Raw genomic sequence first — 21,231 nt, 5'->3', positions numbered from 1 at the left:
AAATTTATTCCAACAATCCCGTATCTTCAGCTTCTTCGCCATCATCTTCTTCTTGTTTTGGGCATCTAGCTATACTTACAACATCATCTCCATCTACATCTAAAATCTTAACACCACTTGTATTGCGTCCAGCTTTTCTGATTGTTTGCATATCTACTCTTATCATTTTTCCGCTTGATGTAAGAGCCATAAGATCCATACTTTCATCAACTATAATTATACCAATTAAATCGCCAGTTTTTTGTGTTAATTTCATACAAATTACGCCCTTGCCACCGCGTTTTTGAAGCCTGTATTCATCAGCTGTTGTGCGTTTGCCGATACCTTTAGCAGATACGCTTAAAATTTCTTCTTCATCATGTTCTATAACTTGTGCGCCAACTACTTTATCGTCTTTTTCTTTAAATCTTATACCAGTAACACCTCTGCTTGCTCTACCTATTTCTCTAGTATCGCTTACATTAAATTTAATACACATACCTTTTTGGGTTACTATTAAAAGTTTTTTGCCACTAGAATTTTCAACTTCAAAATTTTCATCATCAGACTGAATATCTATATTTTCAATTTCTATGTCTTCTTCGTTATTATTTTGTGCCTCTAGATTAAATATAGTATCGTCATTTTCTACAATTATTGCAGTTACAAGTTCATCGTGATCATCAAGATTAATTGCTTTTATACCAACACTTCTTATGTTTTTAAACTCGCTTAAATTTGTTCTTTTTACTATACCATTTTTTGTGAAAAATGCTAAAGATTTACTATCATCAAAGTCCGTTGTTGGAATGATAGCCATGATTTTCTCATCTTGTTCAAGTTGAACTAAATTTACTACAGCTTTTCCTTTGGCTGTTCTAGTACCTTCTGGAATTTTATAAACTTTTAGCCAGTAAAGTTGTCCGCGATCAGTTACAAACATGAGAGTATCGTGCATATCACAGATAAAGAAGCTTTCTATGAAGTCATCATCATACGTTGTTATGGCAATTTTGCCCTTGCCACCGCGTTTTTGTTTCTCATAGGTTTTGCTTGGAACGCGTTTTATGTATCCTCTGTAGGTTATGGTTACAACCATATTTTCATTAGGTATAAGATCTTCTATATCTATATCATCATAATCATCAACTATTTCAGTGATTCTAGGACATTTAAATTTAGATTTTATCTCTAGTAATTCTTCTTTTATTATATTTTCTATAAGATCTTCGCTTTTTAAAATAGCTTCAAGTCTCGAAATTTCAGCTAAAAGCTCTTTTAGTTCATTATCAAGTTTTTCTCGCTCAAGTCCTGTTAATTTGCTTAGTTTCATATCTAAAATAGCATTTGCTTGAAGCTCGCTAAGACCAAATTTTTCCATCAAAGAATTTCTTGCAGATGGAGTATCTTCGCTGTTTTTTATAAGTTCTATAACATCATCAATATTATCAAGCGCTATTTTAAGACCTTCTAAGATGTGCGCTCTTGCTCTTGCTTTTTGAAGTTCAAAAATTGTTCTTCTTATGATTATAGTTTTTCTGTGCTTTAAAAATAAATCCAGAAGTTCTATAAGATTGAAAATTTTTGGTTGTTTGTTATCGATAGCTAGCATGATAACGCCAAATGTAACTTCCATAGTTGTTGATTTGAAAAGATTATTTAGAACTATTTCGCTCATGGCATCGCGTTTTAGTTCTATTACAAGTCTAACACCATCTCTATCGCTTTCATCTCTAACTTCGCTAATGCCTTCTATTTGTTTGTCTTTTGCTAAATTTGCGATTTGTTCGTGAAGTCTTGCTTTGTTTACTTGGTAAGGAATTTCATCAACAACAATGATATCTTTATTTTGTTTCTTTTCTATGTGAGTTTTTGCTCTTAATTTTATGCGCCCACGACCAGTTTTGTAAGCTTCTATTATGCCTTTTTTACCAAATATTATTCCACCAGTTGGAAAATCCGGTCCTTTGATAACACTCATTAGCTCTTCAAGTGTTGTATTTTTGTTTTCAAGCAGCATAAGCAGACCATCAACTAGCTCATCAAGACTGTGCGGTGGTATGTTTGTAGCCATACCAACAGCAATACCACTACTTCCATTCAAAAGTAAATTTGGAACTCTAGCAGGTAAAACCGCAGGCTCAACCATGCTATCATCATAATTTGGCGTAAAATCAACTGTGTCTTTGTCTATATCTCTTAGTAGCTCTTCTGCTAAAACTGTCATTCTAGCTTCAGTATAACGCATTGCTGCAGCACTATCGCCATCAAGTGAACCAAAGTTTCCCTGTCCATCAACTGCTGGAACTCTCATAGAAAAATCCTGAGCCATTCTAACAAGTGCATCATAAACAGCAGTATCGCCATGTGGATGGTATTTACCAATAACATCACCCACAATACGAGCCGATTTTTTGTAAGGGCTTCTGCTACTTACACCAAGGTCATTCATAGCATATAAAATTCTTCTATGAACTGGTTTTAAGCCGTCTCTTGCATCTGGCAAAGCGCGTCCAACAATAACGCTCATTGAGTATGTAAGATAACTATCTTTTACTGAATCTTCTACATCTACAATCGTTATATCTTGATTTTCATCAAAAATATTGTTTTCCATATTTATCCTTGTAATTAAACAATAGATTTTATCTAAAATTTAATAAAAAGTTGCTAAATATTAACTTACCGTTTTATGGGTTGTGTAATTTGTATAAATTACCTAAAATTCCGCGTTTGCAAGTGTTAAGCCAAAAAGAACTTCTACGCCATTTTTTGTAAGCACTTCTCTTGCTTGTCTCATACTCTCTCCTGTTGTTATGATATCATCTACTAAAATTACTGGGAGTTTGACATCTTTTTTTAAAACATAGTTTCTTTTGTGATTTTGTCTGTAAGCTAAGCTTTTACCACTATATTTCACTTTAGATGTAGCTTTTAGTACTTCATAAATTGGCTTAATATTCTTGCTTTTTAGTGCTTTTAGTAAAATAGCAACTTGCGAGTAATCCCCCTCTAAGCTATCATCTAAAGCTATGGCATTTATGGTTTGAGGATATGAGAAATTTAAGCCAAATTTATGAAAACTAAATTTAGCTAGCCTAGAATATATAAAAGAACCATAAAATTTATGTTTTGAGTGGATTAATTTTTTTATTTCGCTGTAAAAATAAAACGAATACACATCTAAATCAAGATCTATTATTCTCTTGTGTAGAGTGCATTCGCTTAGTAGTCTTTTGCAATCATTGCAAAAATATGAGAAGCTAAATTTTTCGCAGTTTATACATCTCATTGAATCAAAATTTGATTTGCTGCTTTTGCTACAAGATCTCTTAGAAGTTCCCATATAAATGGATCAAAAGCGCCACCAGTATGAATAGGTGCAAATTTGCTTTGAGATTGTGAAACTTGTTTTGTTATAGTTGTTCCATCATCTTTATAAATTCGAATTTCAAATTTTGCAACAGCTTTTAGATTATCTTTTGCATAGCCTTGCAATGTAGCATTTAAACTAACTATATCAACTTCTATTCTTGTGCCATTTGATGATAAATTTGCACCCCTGCTTGCAAGTTCTGAACGCAAAGAAGAATCAACCCATCCAGCAAGATTGTTTTGTAGCATAACGTACTCTTTGGTGCTTCCTTTAGAATCTAGTATTGTTGCGATAACACCTTTATTTTTTCTAACGTCATTGATTTGGGAAATATAAATTTCTTTATTTATCTTGTTTTGATTACCCGAGTTTGTATAAGGTTGCAAAATCATAACAGTTCCCTTTTGAGAACATCCTACAAAAAATAGCAAAAACAAAGCAAAAGTAAAGATTTTTTTCATGTAATTATCCTTTAAAATTTCGAAACTTCTTCAGCGACTTTATTTGCCGCTTGTCTAATTAATAAATCTATATAAACTCCAATATCATCTGGATCATTGGTATCTAGTTTTCTTACATCTTGAGTTGTAAAAATTTTATACCTTTTTGTTTTGTTTATGTCTTTTAGCATTAAAAATCCTTCCAAGTTTGAAGCTAAATGCTCAGCTTTTGGAGAATAATAACTTTGCAGGGCTAAAAAGTCAAAATCAAGCTTCATTACATAAGGACTTGTTCTTTCCTCAAGTACTATTATACCACGCTCTCTTAATTCTTGTTTTAGTATTAGATAAAACATATAATCAGCTCTTTTACTTATATGCATATCTTGAAATTGTTTATCTTTACCTTGAATACGAACTATCTTTTGATCTTCTCTTAGGTCTGCAACTCTATGGATGTAAACCTTTTTTATGGCTATGCCAGTGTCTATTTTGCGCACATCTCTACAACAACTAAGCGATATATCGCTACTATATTCGATGCCGTTTAAATTTACGCTACTACCACTACCATTGCCGCAAGGTTCACATTTTGGTTTTATTCTCATAACCTCTTTAAAATTTTTAAAAGAATTTGAGTCTATTTTTTTCTCATCAGATGTTCCGTTTATATTGTATCCACTGCCACTTGTTTGCATTGTGCTTGAACAAGCTGTAAAAAACAGTATAAAAAATAGCATTAAATAACTTTTCATGTTTTATCCTTTTACGATCAATGAGATTTTAACATATATTTTTTAAAATAATATATAAATTTTTCTAAGTTCACTTATGTTTTTTTGTCAAGCCCGTAGTTACCTGCATCTATCTAGTCTATTAGAACAACTATTGAGCTTTTGTTTCTGTCTAAATTTTATTTATCAAATTTGTAATACTATTATTAGCTTTTCTTTTGCTCTTTTGTTGGCTCATCATTTTTTAGTCTATCTTTAGCACAGTTAAAAATGCTTCTTGAGGAAGTGCAACTTTTCCGATAGCTTTCATGCGTTTTTTACCTTCTTTTTGTTTTTCAAGAAGCTTTCTTTTACGCGTGATGTCACCACCATAGCATTTTGCGGTTACATTTTTACCCATTGATTTAACAGTTTCTCTTGCTATGATTTTATTGCCTATACTTGCTTGAATGGCCACTTCAAAAAGTTGTCTTGGGACTATTTCTTTCATAGCTTTTACAAGGTCTCTTCCTTTTGCTAAAGCTTTTTCATTTGGCACAATTATAGAAAGTGCATCTACTGTCTCTCCAGCAACTTTTATATCAAGTTTTACCAAATTTCCAACCCTATAATCAATTGGCTCATAATCAAAACTAGCATAACCTTTTGTTTGGGATTTTAGTTTGTCATAAAAATCCATGATTATTTCATTTGTTGGTATCTCATATTCAAGCAAAACGCGACTTGGCGTGATATAGTCCATTTTAGCTTGTATTCCACGGCGCGAATTTAAAAGTGTGATAAGGTTACCTAAAAATTCACTTGGAGTTATGATAGTAGCTTTTACATAGGGCTCTGTTATGCTCTCTATCTCATTTACTGGAGGCATATTGCTTGGATTTTCCATCTTTAGAGTGCTTCCATCTGTTTTATAAATTTCATATGTTACTGTTGGCGCAGTAGCTATTAAGTCAAGTCCAAACTCTCGCTCTAATCTTTCTTTTATAACTTCCATATGAAGTAGTCCTAAAAATCCTACACGAAAACCAAAACCAAGCGCAATGGACGTCTCAGGTTCATAGCTGATAGAACTATCATTTAGCTTAAGTTTATCTAGTGCGTCGCGTAAATCTTCAAATTTATCTGTTTCTATCGGGTAAATTCCTGCAAAAACAAAAGGTTTTGCTTTTTGAAAACCACTTATTGCACGACTTGCTTTGTTTTTTGCTAGAGTTATGGTGTCTCCAACACTTACATCGCTAACATTTTTTAGTCCCAAAATCACAATTCCAACTTCACCACTTTTAATTTCTTTTGTTTTTACAGGAGAGAGTGGGTGAGGGAACATAAGATCTAAAACTTCATGTTTTTTATTAGTTCCCATGACATAAACTTCATCACCTTTTTTGATAACACCATCATAAACTCTAACAAGAGCTAGAGCGCCTAAATAGCTATCAAACCAGCTGTCATAAATAAGAGCTTTAAGCGGTGCTTCGTCATTAGTATTTGGAGCTGGTATGCGCTCAATTATAGATTTAATTAGATCTTTTATTCCAATACCTGTTTTTGCACTAACTTCAAGCGCATTGGAGCAATCAAGTCCTATGATATGTTCTATTTCTTCTTTTACGCGTATAGGTTCGGCAGCTGGAAGATCTATTTTGTTTAAAACTGGTATGATCTCAAGATTATTTTCAAGAGCGATATAAACATTTGCTATAGTTTGAGCTTGTACGCCTTGAGCTGCATCAACTACAAGCAGTGCACCTTCGCAACTTGCTAGTGAGCGTGAAACTTCATAGCTAAAGTCAACATGTCCTGGAGTATCTATTAGATTTAAAATATATTCTTCGTTTTTATATTTGTATGTAAGTCGAACAGATTGAGCTTTTATAGTTATTCCACGCTCTTTTTCTATATCCATTGTATCCATGAGCTGAGCGCTCATTTGTCTATCATTCACAGCTCCACACTCGCTTATGATTCTATCTGCGAGTGTGCTTTTGCCATGATCTATATGAGCTATAATGCTAAAATTTCTTATGTTTTTCATGAAATTCCTAAATTTTACTTTTAAGAATCAATTTTAGCGAAATTTAGCTACTATTTTAATTAAATTATTTTATAGCAAATTTAATTCTAATTTTAGCGCTTATATCTATAACCCCATCACTTCCATTTAGATCTTGCTCAGCGCCACCAAACGCTGTCATTCTGTAAGATCCATAAGAAGGACTTGTTTGTATTTCTTCTATTTCTAAAATATCTCCTAATGTGGCATTAGTGCTTTGTGCCATATTTTTAGCTTTTAATACAGCAGAATTTATAGCTTCTTTTATTGCTAAATCAACTTGTTCTTGCATTTTAGATTTTTTATATTTTGTAGATATATCTTCTATGCCTATTTTAGTGAGTTCATTTAAAAATTCACTTTCTTTAGATATATCAGTAAGTATAATTTCTATATTTTGAGATGCTAAATAAAATGTTGTTTCTATCTTGCCATCTTTATTATAGATATCTTGTGGTGTTATGGCATTATTTTTGATTTTTATATTTTGTTTTTGTATGTCATCTTTATTTATTATCTTTTTTACTTTACTAGAAAGTTTGCTATTTTTTTCCTTTGCATCTTGAGGTGTGTTAGCTCTTGATGAAATTATAAAATCAACTATAGCCATATCCGGCTCAACTTTAATACGACTATCTCCATATACAACAATACTTTTTTCGCTTGTTGTATCATTTGCAATAGCAAAAATTTGAGATATTGCTATAAGTAAAGCTATAAATTTTAACTTCATTTTGTTACCTTTAATAGTTTTTGTGCATTATCACACAATAAGATAAATTTATCATAAATGCTACCTTGTTTTATGTAAAAAGTGCATATGACGGCGGTATTGCTCTATAACATCATTTATAACAGATGCTTTGCTCCATCCAATAATGTCATAATCTTGACCACCTTCTTTTAAAAACACCTCAGCTCTGTAGTAGCTATCATTCATTGCGTAAGCAGGTGAGTTTTTCTCTATAAGTTGAACGCCATAAAGAAAATTTTGTTCATCTTGTAGGTTAACTTCAAGCGAAATTTTACTTTCATTTTTATGTACTTTAACATCTAGAGAGTTTTTACTAAATACATCACGGATTTCATTTAATGCTGGCTCTACAACTTCAGCTAAGAAATCTTTTGCTTCATTTTTATTTGGAGTATCTATAATGGCTTGGAGTCTTTCTTGCCAACTTTTAGTGCTTCCTATAGTTGTAGGCAAATTTGCTATGTTTTGAGTATATTTTTTCTCAGAATCTATCTTTAAAGCTTTTAAAAGCCCATAAATAGAACCTAGAATTGCAAGAGTGAAGGGAAGTGCCGAAATGATTGTCATGGTTTGAAGTGCATCAAGTCCTCCAGTATATAGTAAAACTGCAGCCAAAATACCAGTTAAAGTACACCAAAATATTTTTTGCCATTTTGGAGTCTTGTCTTCTCCTTTTGAACAAAGCATATCTATAACCATTGAAGCTGAATCAGCAGAAGTAATGAAAAAAAGTATTATCATTAAAACTGCTATAAAAGCTGAAACAAATGTAAGCGGAAATTGCTCTAAAAATATAAATAAAGCAAGTGAAATATCTTTATTAACCATAGTTGCAAGTTGTTCGAAACCACTATTTACTAAATTTATAGCACTATTTCCAAAAACAGTCATCCAAATAAGAGTAAAACCGGCTGGCACAAATAAAACACCAATCACAAATTCTCTTATCGTTCGACCTCTTGATATTTTAGCTATAAAAAGCCCAACAAATGGCGACCAAGATATCCACCAAGTCCAATAAAGTATCGTCCACCCACCTATCCAACTATCATTTTTCTTTTCATAAGCGTAAAGATTAAAAGTATCTCCTATAAAAGATGATAAATAAATGCCAGTATTTTCGATCAAAGATTTAAAAAGTGTACTAGTTTCGCCCAAAACTAGTATGAAAATCACAAATATCACAGCTAATATCATATTTGTATTGCTAAGTAGCTTTATGCCCTTATCTATGCCGCTTGTTGCTGAAAGGGTAACTCCTATTGTTATGGCAGTGATGAGCAAAACTTGAGAAAAAGAGCTTATTGGCATACCAAAAAGATAATTAAAGCCGGAGTTTACTTGTAAAACTCCAAGTCCAAGAGATGTTGTAACACCAAAAAGTGTTGCAAGTACAGCAAATACATCAATAGCGTCACCAAATTTACCATAAATTTTATTGCCGATTATTGGATAAAAAGCTGAGCGCAGAGTTAAAGGAAGATTATGTCTATAAGCAAAAAATGCAAGTATAATGGCAACTATACCATAAACAGCCCAAGCATTTAACCCCCAGTGAAAAAATGTAATATTCATAGCTTTCTTTGCGGCTTCAATTGTTCTAGGATCACCGCTTGGAGGAGCAAGATAGTGCATTAAAGGTTCACCTACACCAAAAAACATAAGTCCTATGCCCATTCCAGCTGCAAAAAGCATCGCAAACCATGAACCGTTTGTATAATTAGGTTTAGAATGATCTGGTCCGAGTTTTATTTTTCCAAAATTTGAAATACCTAAAAATACTACAACAAAAAATATGATAGTCATGCTTAAAACATAAAACCAACCAAAATTTACAGTTAAATAGTTTTGGGCAAATTTTAACTTCTCAAGTGTAAATTTTGGAAAAATCATCGTTACGGCGATGATAAGAGATATAACAAGTACAGATGTGTAAAAAACTGGAGGATTAAATTTTCTTTCTAATTTTAAAGTCATTTTTCTCCTTTAATATTTGAGTGTGTTAATATACTACAACATTTTTTTAAATAATATTAAAATTATATTGTTATTTTGTTTGCTTAAATAATGCCATTCTGGGATTTAAGCTATTTTTTATTTCTATATATAATTTGCTTTAAATTTATAAAATTATATAAAATAGCGAAAGTATATTTTTAAGTTATTCTTTATAGTTTTCTTGTAAAGATACATAGTCTGTTTTACCTGTACTTAAAAGTGGTATTTCCTTGGTAAATATAACTTTTTTTGGTATGCAAAGCTCACTTGTACCATTTTGTTTTGCGCTAGTTAAAAGCTTGCTTCTGTTTAGATTTTCATCTGTTGTAAAAAGAACTAAAGCTTCACCTTTTTTATCATCTTTTACACTAATTATAGCATGAATAAAGTCTGGAGATGTGCTTTTTGCTAATTTTTCACTCTCTTGCAGTGATACCATTTCTCCTGCAATTTTTGCAAATCGTTTTAGTCTACCTATGATATATAAAAATCTATCTTCATCAATTCTAGCTATATCGCCTGTATTGTACCATCCGTTTTGTTTATCAATAATTCCTGGATTTGTTGCTTTTAGATAGCCACTCATTACATTTTCGCCTTTTACACACAATACTCCACCATCGCTGATGCCTTCAATTTTTTCAAGCTTTACATCTAAAGCTGGTAAAACCCTGCCAACAGAACCACTTTTATATGCAAGGGGTGTGTTAACTGAGATTATTGGAGCAGTTTCTGTTGCCCCATAGCCTTCAAAAATTCGTAAGCCAAATTTTTCAAACCAAAGTTTTTTGGTGTTTTGGGATAATTTTTCTGCGCCACATATAGCTAATCTTATGGTATAAAAGTCGTAAACATGAGCCTTTTTTGCATAATTTAGCAAAAATGTATTTGTAGCTATAAGTATAGTTGCATTTGTATCGTATGAAATTTCGGGCATTATCTTATAGTGAAGCGGCGAAACATATAAAAAAAGCTTAACTCCGCTTAGTAGTGGTAAAAATCCACCTACATTTAATCCAAATGAGTGAAAAAGAGGTAGCGCATTTAGCATTTTATCCTCATTTGTAACATCTATGATCGATGTTATTTGATATATATTTGCTAAAAGTGCATTATGGCTAAGGCTAACTCCTTTTGGTTTTCCTTCACTTCCTGATGTAAAAAGCACAACAGCCTCTTCATTTGGATTTTTGGCTTTATATGTTAAATGAAAGAAATTTTTCTCAAAAACTATAAGCCATAATTTATCAAAAAGAGTTATTTTTTGCTTAAAATCTTCTATGTAAAGGATTTGAACTTTTTTCAAACTATCAATTTTATTTTGTAGTTTTGCATTTTGTAAGAATGCTCTAGAGGTAATTATATAGTTTAAATTTGTAGCCACTATGGCATTTTGGATATTTGAAACACCTGATGTGAAATTTAACATCGTAGGAGTTTTTCCTTTAGAGATAAGTCCCAAAATTAATCCAAGTGTTGCAATGATATTTGGCATTATAACACCTATTCTTTTGTCATTTGCAGTTAGTCTTATGCAAATTTTACCTAAAATAATACTCATGGTTAAAATATCTTTATAAGAATACATACCTTTGATATCTTCGGCTATTTTGAATTTAGAGCCATAAGTTTTTTTGGCATACAAAAATTCTTCAAATATATCCCGTCTTGTACGTGAGCGAAATAAAAATTCCTGCATTTTTATTTGCAATAACTGAGAGGCTTTTTCTCTTTTTAGTTTGTTTGATATATTCTCGTCAAATTTTATTTTAAATGGCTCAAAATATGTAATAGAAATAGGCGTAAAAATACGTTTTGGAAAAGCATGAGGCATTCTTGAAAAATATGTAAATTTGCTACCGTTTATAATCATTGGTTGTATGATCGCCCCAGTTTTTTGTGCTATAAATGCAGCTCCTCCGTATATTTTCATAAGTGAGCCTGTATTTGTAACGCGACCTTCTGGAAATATAACAACTGGTCTTGAAGTTGAATTAATGTTTTGTATGACGTTTTTTAGTGACATTGGATTTAGTGGATCTATAGTTACATAATCGCAGAAATTTATAAAAAATTTAACTAATTTTTTGTTAGCCATAGTTGTATTTATAACAAAAAGCGGCTTTTGTGGCAATATGACCCATAGAAGAGCACCATCTAAAATAGATTGGTGATTGGAAATAATAATGGTAGATTCATTTTTTCTAGCTTCAAATTTGCCATAAATTTTAATATTATAAAAAAAATTACAAAGCCAAAAAAATAAAGTTTTCATTGTTAATATCCTTTTTATCAAAGGATATTAACATAAATTTAAGATAAAATCTATAAAAACCTAGTCTTTTTTGTTTCTATTTAGCTGTTTCCATTTTGCATCAGTATCTTCTGTAAGAAGTGTAAAGATTTTATTTGTAAGATCCATGGTCAAAAGTTTGGCATCCATCATAGCTTGTTTGCTAAAGTCGTTTAAAAGCTTATTAGCTTTATTTTTATCAGTTTTATATAGATTGACATATTCTTTTTCCATTTTTTCTTGTCTAATATCTAGGGAATCTTCAAAATTTTTGTAAGCTTCTTTTACTATTGGTGCGTATTTGTTATAATCCATCATAACCAAAGTTTGAAGTTTTCTATACACCCAGTAAATCGATTCATCATCAGCTTGATATGATCCTTTGTCATATCCGTCTATGAAACCGTCTAAACCATAGTAATACGGCAAATAAACACTTAAATCAGCCATTCCAAGTGCCACATAAGTAACTCTACCTATCTCCATAGGAAGCCAAGGCCTAACTTGCATTACATGAGATTCATAAGTTCTAAATACGCTTATAACTCTATATATATCATCTTTTGTGTTTTGATTTACATAAGGATCATGCTTTGTGCCGTCATAGTGTGAACGCATAGCATCTTTTAGATCTTTTACACTTAATTTTTTGTCAGGTTTTAAGTAAACTGGGAATTCTGAGCCTTTTGTGATGTCTTGTTTTAAAGACGGACTAAACATCTTTTGAATCCACCAAACTCTTGGATAATTATATGTTATATCTCTATCGTCATCTCTTGTAAAGGCTTTTGTAAAGTTAAATTTTCCGTCTTTTTTTGGATTATAGGTACCATTTTTTATAGCAAATTCTACTAAGCCTTTTGATGCTAAGAAATTTTTATTATTTGGATCATAATCTTGCAATCTTCCTTGATTTCCAGATGCAAAATATTTGTCTTTAGGTTGTTTATTTGCTATCCAATGATGACCGGTACCTGTTTCAAAATACCAAATTTCATCTTTGTCTATGAAAATCACGCCAAAACCTTCTCCAGCACCGATTTTTTCAACTATATCTCCAAGAAGTAATACACCTTCTTTAGCGCTTTTAATCCTAGGAAGCAACACATCTGGTATGTCATCTTCTGTTATGCCAGTTTCTTCATTATAAGGATCTATTTTTAAAAGCTCATCTTTTGCATATATTGTCTCAGTTCCACTTAAGCCGACACCAGCTTCATTGTATCCAACTGCACCGTGAAGTTTTGTATGAGAATTTGCAACAGTTGTATAGCGCATAGAATTTTCTGGAAGTGGATATTTAAAATCATTTGCGCCATCGTGAGCTTTTGAACTATGAAAACCTGTTTGCCCAGTTTGTTTTGGGTGAATTAAAAAAACTTGGGCTTTTACAGCCTTGCTGTCAGCACTTCTTGCAGCAAGTAAAGAGCCGTCATTTGAGGCTTCTTCTCCAACAAGAATAGTTGTGCAAGCTAAAACTGATGAGCCAATAAAGGCAAGGCAGACTAAACCCGCAAGAAAAAATTTCTTTTTCATGATTACTTTCCTTTTAGAATAAATTTATTATATTATATCTAAAAAAATAATATTAGATTATAAATTTAATATAAAATCAAGAATAAATTTTGTCTTAAATTTAGTTTATTTAAGTATCATAATAAATCAAAAACAAAAAGGTTTGATAATGAAAGATATATTTTTATGTTCGATTTCAAATGTAAGTAGCGGAAACTGTGGCGAAGACTGTGGATATTGCATGCAAAGCGCCCATAATGATTTGGAAGTAAAAACTTATAAATATAAAGATAAGGATGAGGTTTTAAAAGAGGCAAAACTACTTAGATCGCATGGTGCTCTTGGATTTTGTTTGGTTACTTCTGGAAGAGGGCTTGATAGTAATAAATGCGAATACATAGCTTCGCTTGCTAGTATTATAAGTAAGGAAGTACCATCTTTACACATTATAGCATGTTGTGGTAGGGCAGATAAAGACTCGCTTTCTTATCTTAAAAAAAATGGCGTAGCAAGTTATAATCACAATTTAGAAACAGCAAAAAGTCATTTCCCTAAAATTTGTACAACTCATACATGGGATGAGAGATATGAAACAAATGAAAATGTTGCTAGTGTAGGTCTAGGAATTTGTAGTGGTGGAATTTTTGGACTTGGGGAAAGCAATGATCAAAGACATGAATTTTTAAAACAAGTTGCTAGTATAAAACCTCATACCGTTCCTATAAATTTTTATATAAATGCAAAAGGGCTTAAGATTAATCAACCAACAATGAGTAGAAATGATGCTTTAGAATGTGTAAAGCTTGCTAAAAAATATCTTCCAGATTCACGTTTAATGATAGCAGGGGGCAGGGAAGTAGTGTTTGGAGATAATCAAAAGGCTCTTTTTGAGTGTGGTATAAACGCCGTAGTTTTAGGAGATTATCTAATAGCAAAGGGTAACACTCCAGCAACAGAAGTAGAAAAAATAAAAAGCTACGGGTATGAAATAGCAAAAACTTGCCATTAATGTTGTAGCTTTTGCTACGACTATTTTTTTAAGAAGAGCTCTTTAAATCTTTTGTTTGCAAAATCTTCTATGTCTTTTTCAAGTTGCCTATAGTTTTGGATAAGTTCAAACGCCTTAGGCTTTAGTCTTGTTCCGGCATCCTCGCCACCACCTTGTTTTGTTTCAAAAAGTTCGTCTTTGAAATTTGTTTCTAAAATTTTAAGATGACTCCAGCATTTTTTGTAATTCATGCCTAATATTTCGGCGGCTTTTTTTATACTCCCAGTTTGTTCTATAACATTTAGAACTTCTGTTTTTCCTTTGCCAAAAAGTAACTCACCTTTGGGATTTTCTATCCAAATTTTTGTTTTTATCTGCATAGTTTTTCCTTTTTTTTCTTTAAAACACCCAAGTTCACAGTATTTTACATCAACTTTAAATTCTTTTAATGTCGAACGAACTTTTTTAAGACTAACTCCACTAGCGCAAGATCTTGCATCTTTGCACAAAATCCTATTTTTATCATCCACAAAAGGTTTTAATTTCTCAAAAACTTGTGAATCTCCAGCATCTATTTCTAGATGGCCAAACTGACCTAAATCACAATTATCTATCCTGATATTTAGTTCATCTGCCGCTTGTGAAACATCTTTTGGCTCACTTTTTGTTTTTGTTGCTATTTTAAATGCAGTCGCGCAGTTTAGTTTGCCGTTTTTGTTTAAAGATGTTTTTATAAGTTCAGCTATATTTTCACGCATGGATTCTCTCTACTGCGCTATACACATTTATGTTTTCGCCTCTAGCAAAACCACATAATGTTAGGTTAAATTTTCTTGCTATCATAACACCAAGACAAGTTGGTGCGGTTCTTGATACAAGAAGTGGAATTTGGTGCATTACAGCTTTAGCTACCATTTCTGAACTTAGTCTACCGCTTACCATTAAAAAAGTTTTATTTAGATCAACGCCCGCAAGTCTAGCTTTACCTATGGCCTTATCTATGGTATTGTGCTGTGCTATATCTTCACCTATAAAAAAGGTTTTCTCATCTACAAAAAGTTTAGCAGTGTGAACACAGCCTGTTTTTTCATAAAGTTCACATTGAGTATAAAATTTGCTCATTTGATCAAGTACTATGTGTTTGCTAAATTTGATATCATTTTGTATAATTTTAGCATTTATTGCATCTGGATCTATGTTTGCAGTACTGCTTCTACCGCATCCACTTATAACTACACCTTCGGCGTTTAATCTTTTTAAGCTATTTTCATTTATTTTGGCAGTTATAGAAATTTTCATACCATCATCAAGTTCTGTAATATCTTTTATGTCATTAACGCTTGAAATAATATCCTCACTCATCAAATAGCCAACAGCTAGTGCTTTTTGATCAACTGGAGTTGCCATAACAGAGCCAACTTTTTTATAATTTACTAAAATTTCAAGTTTTATTTCTCTAACTAAAACATCATCACAAATAAAACTTTCATCTCCTTTGTATTTAGTAATCTGTGTGCTAAAAAGTGGCTCCATAATACTTCCTTATGCTAAATTTGTATATTGATTTTCAAAACTTGATCTTTGAATTTTACCTTTTCTAACTAGTTCTTGATACCAATAATGATGAAGTATATAAACCTCTTCTTCTTCTTTATATCCTGTTATTATAGAGTGTATAGAGCCTTTTATGGCAAAAACAGCCATATAAATATGCACTAATAAAAATACAGCACAAGCTGCGCCTAAAATATTATGCACAGTAGCTGATAGTCTTAAAATTTCTATTTGACTCATTCCCATACTTTCTCTTAAAGCAGGTATATTGTAGTCAAGGTAAAACATGCTAGCGCCTGTTAGTATCATAAAAAACCCACCAACAGTTGCAACCCAAAACCATGCTTTTTGACCAGCATTAAATTTGCCAGCTGGAATTGGTTGTTTATTTTTTGAAAGATATCCACCGACCATAAACATCCATCTTAAATCATAAGTTGCAGGTAGCATTCTTACAAACCAAAATAAAAACATTGGTATGAGAGATATGGCAAATATTATAGTAGCAAGACCATGAAGATTTTTACAAAGTCTTACAAAAAAACCTCCGCCAAAAGCATCGCCAAACATTATAATAAGACCTGTTGGTACAAGTATAACCCAAGCAACAGCAGCAAGAAGATGCACAATTCTTTCTATAGCATTAAATGCGTAAACTTTGCCATGATGGTGTGAAAATATTTTTGGACCAACTATTGCATAATGCCCAACAAAAGCTAAAATTACTACTATAATTGCACCAGCAGCTAGCCAAGAAAAGTAACCATTACTTTGCCAATTAACAAAAAACGGCGCAAAACCATCATAGTAACTATCTATATTTTTTATGCGATCTTCTGCCCAAACTGAACTATCATGTTGAAGTTTTTTTAAAAAATCATTTCCAAATGCGAAACACGCAAAACCTAACAAGAAAAGTAATTTTTTCATGAGAATTTCCTTTAGTCTTATATAATACATTGTGCTATAACAATTTTTATTTATTATAGCACACTTAGTTTAAAAAATATTTTCTTTAGGTGTACCTAATTCTCCATGCACACTTTTGCGTTCCATAACTCTAGCTCTATATATTGCATCAACATCTTCACTGTTGCCAACTAGTAGGGCTTTTGTAGAACACATCGCGGCACAAACAGGAACTTTTCCTTCGGAAATTCTATTTTGTCCATATAAATGTCTTTCTTCTTCTGAGTTTGTAGGTTTTGGACCACCTGCGCACATTGTACATTTATCCATTGACCCTTTTGTCCCAAAAATACCACTTTTTGGAAATTGTGGAGCACCAAATGGACATGCGTATAGGCAATATCCGCAACCTATGCAGATATCTTTATCGTGAAGAACAATAGCATCTTCTCTAACATAAAAACAATCAACTGGACAAACTTGAGCACAAGGTGCATCAGAACAGTGCATGCAAGCAATTGTGCTTGATACTTCTTTACCTGGAATTCCTTCGTTTAAAGTTATAACCCTTCTTCTTCTAATGCCAAGTGGAAGCTCATGTGCATCATCGCAAGCAACTGAGCAACCACTACAATCTATACATCTATCTAAATCACATAAAAATTTCATTCTTATAGTTGATGACATGGGTTACTCCTTAAGCTTTTTCTATGCGGCATAAACCGCCTTTTGTTTCTGGAATTTGACACGCTATGTCATATCCATAGTTTGTAACAGTATTTGCACTCTCACCACTTGAATAAGGTGCAGTCCCAGCAGGGAAGTTTTTGGTCATATCAACACCTTGCATAATTCCAGTAAAGTGGAAAGGCAAGAATATGCTTTGTTCGTTTACTGAATGTGTAAATCTAGCTTTTACTTTTATCCATGTACCTTCTGGGCTATAAATTTTCATCATAGAGCCATCTTTTATACCGTATTTATCTGCAAGAGCTGGATTTATATCACAAAACATCTCAGGGGTAATTCTTGAAAGATATATACTAGCTCTATTTTCCATACCTGCACCATTTAAATTTACAAGTCTAGCTGTTATTAAATTTACAGGAAATTCTTTACTATAGTTTTTGGCAGATTGAATTGATTTAAATCTAGTAAATACTCTATATTGATTTTCTTGGTCTTCAAAAGTTGGATATTTTTCTACTAGATCTTGTCTTGGTGAGTGAAGCGGTTCTCTGTGTAATGGAATTTGATCAATAAAATTCCATGCAATAATTCTAGCTTTAGCGTTGCCATAAGGAGCTATTTCTTTTTCTATACATTTTTCAGCTATTATGTTGCTAGCGTCTGTTGACCAGCTATTACCCATTTGAGCTTTTTCTTCTTCACTTAATTTGATGCCTAAAACTTCTTCTATATTTTCTTTGGTGATTTGGTTATATCCACCATTTATGCTAGAATTAACAGGAGCTGAACCTTCTTCTGCAAGTAGATTTTTGCCATCTCTAATATGTCCAAATCTAGCTCTAAATCCCATACCGCCTTTACTTACAGGAATATTTATATTATATAAATTAGGGCTACCTGGATGTTTTTCTGTCCAACATGGCCATGGAAGACCATAATATTCCCCAGCTACTTCGCCACTACCCATTAGGGTTATTGGATCAAATTTATCCCAATTATCCGTATGTTTTTTAAGTCTTTCTGGTGTCCAACCTGTATATCCAATACTTTTAAGAGTATTTGCTATCTCTCTTGTTGCGGCTTCTGGCCACTGGATGTTGCCTTTATCATCTCTTATAGTTTTTGTATATTCATCGTAAAAACCGATTCTTTTTGCAAGTTCAAACAAAATTTCATGGTCTGGTTTTGATTCGTAAAGAGGTTCAACAACTTGATATCTCCATTGTCCGCTTCTATTTGTTGCAACAACTGAACCAGATGTTTCAAATTGTGTTGCTGTTGGAAGTAGGAAGATATTATCTTTTTTATCGGTTATAATACCAGCTTCATTTACAAATGGGTCGGCTAAAACCAATAAGTCAAGATTATCAAGCCCTTCTTTGACTTTCATTTGTTGTGCGGTCGAAGTTATACCATTTCCAAGTACAACTAGTGCTTTTAAGCTAGTTCCTGCATTGTCTATTGGATCATTTCCATTTTTGCCGTTTAATACGCCAGCCCACCATCTAGCTAGGGTAAAGCCCTTTTTATACATCATGTCTTCATTTATAAAGCGGCTTTTCATCCATTCGTGAGACACACCCCATTGTTTGCTAAACCATTTCCAAGAAGATTCTATTAGATCATAATATCCTGGTAAATTTTCGCTTAAACATCCCATATCAGAAGCACCTTGAACATTATCATGTCCTCTTAAGATATTTGTTCCGCCTCCTTCAACACCAATATTTCCAAGAACTAATTGCAATATTGGAGCCATTCTTGTATTAGATGTTCCTATTGTATGCTGAGTTAGACCCATAGCCCAAATAAGCGTACCTGGTCTATTTTGAGCATAAACTTTAGTAATCTCTTCTAAAACTTCTTTTTTTACGCTTGTTACGTCCTCAACAATGTCTGGAGTCCATTTTTTAGCTTCTTCCATAACGGCTTCTATACCGTATGTTCTTTTTCTTATATACTCTTTATCTTCCCAACCATTTTTGAAAATAATGTGAAGCATACCATATATAAATGCTATATCTGTTCCTGGTCTAATTTGTGCGTAATAATCCGCTTTTGCGGCAGTATGTGTAAATCTAGGATCTACAACTATTATTTTCGCACCTTTTTGTTTCGCAAGCAAAAAGTGTCTAAAACCAACAGGATGGTTTACTGCCGGGTTTGCTCCAAATATTATTATAGCTTTGCTTTTTTGGATATCTCCAAGATGATTTGTCATAGCGCCATAACCCCAAGTATTCGCCACACCGGCGACTGTTGCACTATGTCAAATTCTAGCTTGATGATCTATATTGTTTGTTCCATAAAATGCTGCAAATTTACGTATATAATACGCTTGCTCATTACTAGTTTTTGCAGAGCCTAGAAACATTGCTTGTTCTGGATTTTTCTCTCTTAACTCTTTAAGCTTTGCACCTATTTTATCGAAAGCTTCTTGGTAACTGATTCTCTTCCATTCCCCGTTAACTTTTTCCATAGGGTATTTTAAACGAACAGCGGAGCGAACCATATCTACCATATCTGCTCCTTTACAGCAGTGTCCACCAGCACTTACTGGATGGTCTTGCGCTACTTCTTGTCTTACCCAAACACCATCTTGAACTTCTGCGATAACTCCACATCCAACAGAACATGCTGTACATATTGATTTTACAAGTTTTGAGTTTGGAAATGGGTTTTTCATCTCTTCTTGTGTGGCATCTCTTGTGACATCAGCTAAGCTTAAAGAACCTAAGCCGACACTACCAGAAAGTGCTGCCATTTTAAGAAAAGATCTACGACCTATCTTGCTATGACTTATTGACATAATTTTACCTTTCTTCTATGTTATTTTGCTTGTTTATAATAAAATTCCCATGTGGGATTTTTTTGATATAAAATCTCGGTTTTTTTACCGCTATTTTTTTTAATATCCTCAACCTTAACGGCTGCAGCAGGAATACTTGCTACTGCAACACCACTAGCTACCATAGCCGCGTTTTTTAAAAACTCACGTCTATTTTCTTTCATTTTCTTTCTCCTTATCTCTCCTAGCCTTATTTGCTTCTCTTCGTATCATTTCAGATTTTGATAAATCATTGCTAACTTGTTTGTGTTTTTGTGTATCTGGCTTGCTTTGTACAAAATACACTCTTTCAAACTCTATAAAATCAGACATTATTAGTGCTATATCTTTATATATCGACGCTTTTGGATGTTTCATTATAGAATTTATAAACTCATCTATAAATGGGTTTATATAATTTACAAAAAGCTCTTCACAAAGATTCTCAAATTTACCACCATTTTGTATATTTTGAGATATCATATATCCCATTAAAGTAAAAATAAAACCAAAACTGTCTTCACTCTCCTTGAATTTGTCTTTATCTCTTCTAATATCTGTTTGTGCTAATATTCTTTTTATTTTTACACAAGCATCACCTATTTCTCTGCCCTCGTCAAAGTAACTGATTGTAGTTCTAAGAGGTCTTGGAGGAGTATGAAAAATATTATCATACTCAGATATAACTTTTTCATAGTTACTTTGATCAAAGCTATGCAAAATTCTATTTGCAGCGTGCAAACTAGACTTATCAATTGGGTTTTGGCAAATTAGAAGAAGTTTTTCTTTAATACCATCAAATCTATCTTCTTTATTTGTAAAAACAAAAAGTTTTGAAAATAGTGAGTAGTAAAGTCCTCTTGCTAAATTTAAGTTTTCCAATTTTTGCCTTTCTATATTTATTCTATAATATTCAGAATTTACAATATTTTTGTTTAATTAGATATAGACAAAAATTTCTAATTTAAATTATTAAAACTAGCTTAAATATGCAGTTTTAGAATATTTTGGTAAGCACCATTTCATAAGTATAAGCAGGGAATTGCAAAAATATAAAAAAATGATAAATTTTTAAATTTAATATACTCTACCAAAGCTTAAATTTATAAAGCTTAGCTAAA

At 32.4% G+C, this 21,231-nt stretch carries 17 protein-coding genes; 1 reads left to right on the top strand and 16 read right to left on the bottom strand.

Annotated elements, in window-relative coordinates:
• Positions 1–4: 4 nt before the first annotated feature.
• The 9 genes from gyrA to ACZ5VL_RS02775 all read right to left on the bottom strand — a co-directional run bounded on the left by gyrA (position 5) and on the right by ACZ5VL_RS02775 (position 13,163).
• Entirely contained in the window at positions 5–2,596 is a 2,592-nt protein-coding gene (gyrA, locus tag ACZ5VL_RS02815; protein ID WP_464199710.1) for a DNA gyrase subunit A, read from the bottom strand.
• A 102-nt stretch (positions 2,597–2,698) separates the two neighbouring features.
• On the bottom strand, positions 2,699–3,271 hold the full coding sequence (locus ACZ5VL_RS02810) for a ComF family protein (protein ID WP_464199708.1): 573 nt from the start codon (positions 3,269–3,271) through the stop codon (positions 2,699–2,701).
• Positions 3,268–3,816 carry a YajG family lipoprotein gene (locus ACZ5VL_RS02805; RefSeq protein ID WP_464199706.1) on the bottom strand — a complete coding sequence of 183 codons (549 nt, stop codon included), beginning with the start codon at positions 3,814–3,816 and terminating at the stop codon, positions 3,268–3,270. The genes ACZ5VL_RS02810 and ACZ5VL_RS02805 overlap by 4 nt, the downstream gene beginning before the upstream one ends.
• A gap of 11 nt (positions 3,817–3,827) precedes the next feature.
• On the bottom strand, positions 3,828–4,550 hold the full coding sequence (locus tag ACZ5VL_RS02800; protein WP_464199704.1) for a hypothetical protein: 723 nt from the start codon (positions 4,548–4,550) through the stop codon (positions 3,828–3,830).
• A gap of 223 nt (positions 4,551–4,773) precedes the next feature.
• On the bottom strand, positions 4,774–6,564 hold the full coding sequence (lepA, locus tag ACZ5VL_RS02795) for a translation elongation factor 4 (protein ID WP_464199702.1): 1,791 nt from the start codon (positions 6,562–6,564) through the stop codon (positions 4,774–4,776).
• A 64-nt stretch (positions 6,565–6,628) separates the two neighbouring features.
• Entirely contained in the window at positions 6,629–7,315 is a 687-nt protein-coding gene (locus ACZ5VL_RS02790; protein ID WP_464199700.1) for an SIMPL domain-containing protein, read from the bottom strand.
• Positions 7,316–7,375: 60 nt separating this feature from the next.
• Positions 7,376–9,313 carry a BCCT family transporter gene (locus tag ACZ5VL_RS02785; protein ID WP_464199698.1) on the bottom strand — a complete coding sequence of 646 codons (1,938 nt, stop codon included), beginning with the start codon at positions 9,311–9,313 and terminating at the stop codon, positions 7,376–7,378.
• Positions 9,314–9,497: 184 nt separating this feature from the next.
• Positions 9,498–11,609, bottom strand: coding sequence for an AMP-binding protein (locus ACZ5VL_RS02780; protein WP_464199696.1), 2,112 nt, complete (start codon positions 11,607–11,609; stop codon positions 9,498–9,500).
• A 60-nt stretch (positions 11,610–11,669) separates the two neighbouring features.
• Positions 11,670–13,163 (bottom strand): C69 family dipeptidase, encoded by a 1,494-nt coding sequence (locus ACZ5VL_RS02775; protein ID WP_464199694.1) that lies wholly within the window; start codon positions 13,161–13,163, stop codon positions 11,670–11,672.
• A 148-nt stretch (positions 13,164–13,311) separates the two neighbouring features.
• Here ACZ5VL_RS02775 and ACZ5VL_RS02770 point away from each other — a divergent pair, with 148 nt between their 5' ends.
• Entirely contained in the window at positions 13,312–14,151 is an 840-nt protein-coding gene (locus ACZ5VL_RS02770; RefSeq protein ID WP_464199692.1) for a biotin synthase, read from the top strand.
• Between the two features lie 20 nt (positions 14,152–14,171).
• Here the strand turns inward: ACZ5VL_RS02770 and ACZ5VL_RS02765 are convergent, their stop codons facing one another.
• The 7 genes from ACZ5VL_RS02765 to ACZ5VL_RS02735 form a co-directional block, all read right to left on the bottom strand.
• Positions 14,172–14,888 carry a winged helix-turn-helix domain-containing protein gene (locus tag ACZ5VL_RS02765; protein ID WP_464199690.1) on the bottom strand — a complete coding sequence of 239 codons (717 nt, stop codon included), beginning with the start codon at positions 14,886–14,888 and terminating at the stop codon, positions 14,172–14,174.
• A complete protein-coding gene (gene fdhD, locus ACZ5VL_RS02760; protein WP_464199688.1) occupies positions 14,881–15,663 on the bottom strand; it encodes a formate dehydrogenase accessory sulfurtransferase FdhD in 783 nt (260 codons plus the stop codon). Before fdhD ends, ACZ5VL_RS02765 begins: the two co-directional genes overlap by 8 nt.
• A gap of 9 nt (positions 15,664–15,672) precedes the next feature.
• Complete coding sequence (locus tag ACZ5VL_RS02755; RefSeq protein ID WP_464199686.1) at positions 15,673–16,614, bottom strand: formate dehydrogenase subunit gamma; 942 nt, start codon at positions 16,612–16,614, stop codon at positions 15,673–15,675.
• A gap of 69 nt (positions 16,615–16,683) precedes the next feature.
• Positions 16,684–17,280, bottom strand: a complete 597-nt coding sequence (fdh3B, locus tag ACZ5VL_RS02750) for a formate dehydrogenase FDH3 subunit beta (RefSeq protein ID WP_464199684.1) — start codon at positions 17,278–17,280, stop codon at positions 16,684–16,686.
• 10 nt (positions 17,281–17,290) lie between these two features.
• On the bottom strand, positions 17,291–20,092 hold the full coding sequence (locus ACZ5VL_RS02745; protein WP_464199682.1) for a molybdopterin-dependent oxidoreductase: 2,802 nt from the start codon (positions 20,090–20,092) through the stop codon (positions 17,291–17,293).
• A gap of 20 nt (positions 20,093–20,112) precedes the next feature.
• Entirely contained in the window at positions 20,113–20,295 is a 183-nt protein-coding gene (locus tag ACZ5VL_RS02740) for a twin-arginine translocation signal domain-containing protein (protein WP_464199680.1), read from the bottom strand.
• Positions 20,282–20,992 (bottom strand): TorD/DmsD family molecular chaperone, encoded by a 711-nt coding sequence (locus tag ACZ5VL_RS02735; RefSeq protein ID WP_464199679.1) that lies wholly within the window; start codon positions 20,990–20,992, stop codon positions 20,282–20,284. Before ACZ5VL_RS02735 ends, ACZ5VL_RS02740 begins: the two co-directional genes overlap by 14 nt.
• Positions 20,993–21,231: the final 239 nt, after the last annotated feature.

Source organism: Campylobacter sp. GTC17093 (genome assembly GCF_055397635.1).
Note: the sequence above shows the minus strand (reverse complement) of the source record. Positions and strands in the feature narration are given on the sequence as shown.

What these genes read in the sequence shown, in the direction of transcription:
- gyrA (WP_464199710.1), bottom strand. Translation starts at nt 2,596, where the DNA reads ATGGAAAACAATATTTTTGATGAAAATCAAGATATAACGATTGTAGAT.
- ACZ5VL_RS02810 (WP_464199708.1), bottom strand. Translation starts at nt 3,271, where the DNA reads ATGAGATGTATAAACTGCGAAAAATTTAGCTTCTCATATTTTTGCAAT.
- ACZ5VL_RS02805 (WP_464199706.1), bottom strand. Translation starts at nt 3,816, where the DNA reads ATGAAAAAAATCTTTACTTTTGCTTTGTTTTTGCTATTTTTTGTAGGA.
- ACZ5VL_RS02800 (WP_464199704.1), bottom strand. Translation starts at nt 4,550, where the DNA reads ATGAAAAGTTATTTAATGCTATTTTTTATACTGTTTTTTACAGCTTGT.
- lepA (WP_464199702.1), bottom strand. Translation starts at nt 6,564, where the DNA reads ATGAAAAACATAAGAAATTTTAGCATTATAGCTCATATAGATCATGGC.
- ACZ5VL_RS02790 (WP_464199700.1), bottom strand. Translation starts at nt 7,315, where the DNA reads ATGAAGTTAAAATTTATAGCTTTACTTATAGCAATATCTCAAATTTTT.
- ACZ5VL_RS02785 (WP_464199698.1), bottom strand. Translation starts at nt 9,313, where the DNA reads ATGACTTTAAAATTAGAAAGAAAATTTAATCCTCCAGTTTTTTACACA.
- ACZ5VL_RS02780 (WP_464199696.1), bottom strand. Translation starts at nt 11,609, where the DNA reads ATGAAAACTTTATTTTTTTGGCTTTGTAATTTTTTTTATAATATTAAA.
- ACZ5VL_RS02775 (WP_464199694.1), bottom strand. Translation starts at nt 13,163, where the DNA reads ATGAAAAAGAAATTTTTTCTTGCGGGTTTAGTCTGCCTTGCCTTTATT.
- ACZ5VL_RS02770 (WP_464199692.1), top strand. Translation starts at nt 13,312, where the DNA reads ATGAAAGATATATTTTTATGTTCGATTTCAAATGTAAGTAGCGGAAAC.
- ACZ5VL_RS02765 (WP_464199690.1), bottom strand. Translation starts at nt 14,888, where the DNA reads ATGCGTGAAAATATAGCTGAACTTATAAAAACATCTTTAAACAAAAAC.
- fdhD (WP_464199688.1), bottom strand. Translation starts at nt 15,663, where the DNA reads ATGGAGCCACTTTTTAGCACACAGATTACTAAATACAAAGGAGATGAA.
- ACZ5VL_RS02755 (WP_464199686.1), bottom strand. Translation starts at nt 16,614, where the DNA reads ATGAAAAAATTACTTTTCTTGTTAGGTTTTGCGTGTTTCGCATTTGGA.
- fdh3B (WP_464199684.1), bottom strand. Translation starts at nt 17,280, where the DNA reads ATGTCATCAACTATAAGAATGAAATTTTTATGTGATTTAGATAGATGT.
- ACZ5VL_RS02740 (WP_464199680.1), bottom strand. Translation starts at nt 20,295, where the DNA reads ATGAAAGAAAATAGACGTGAGTTTTTAAAAAACGCGGCTATGGTAGCT.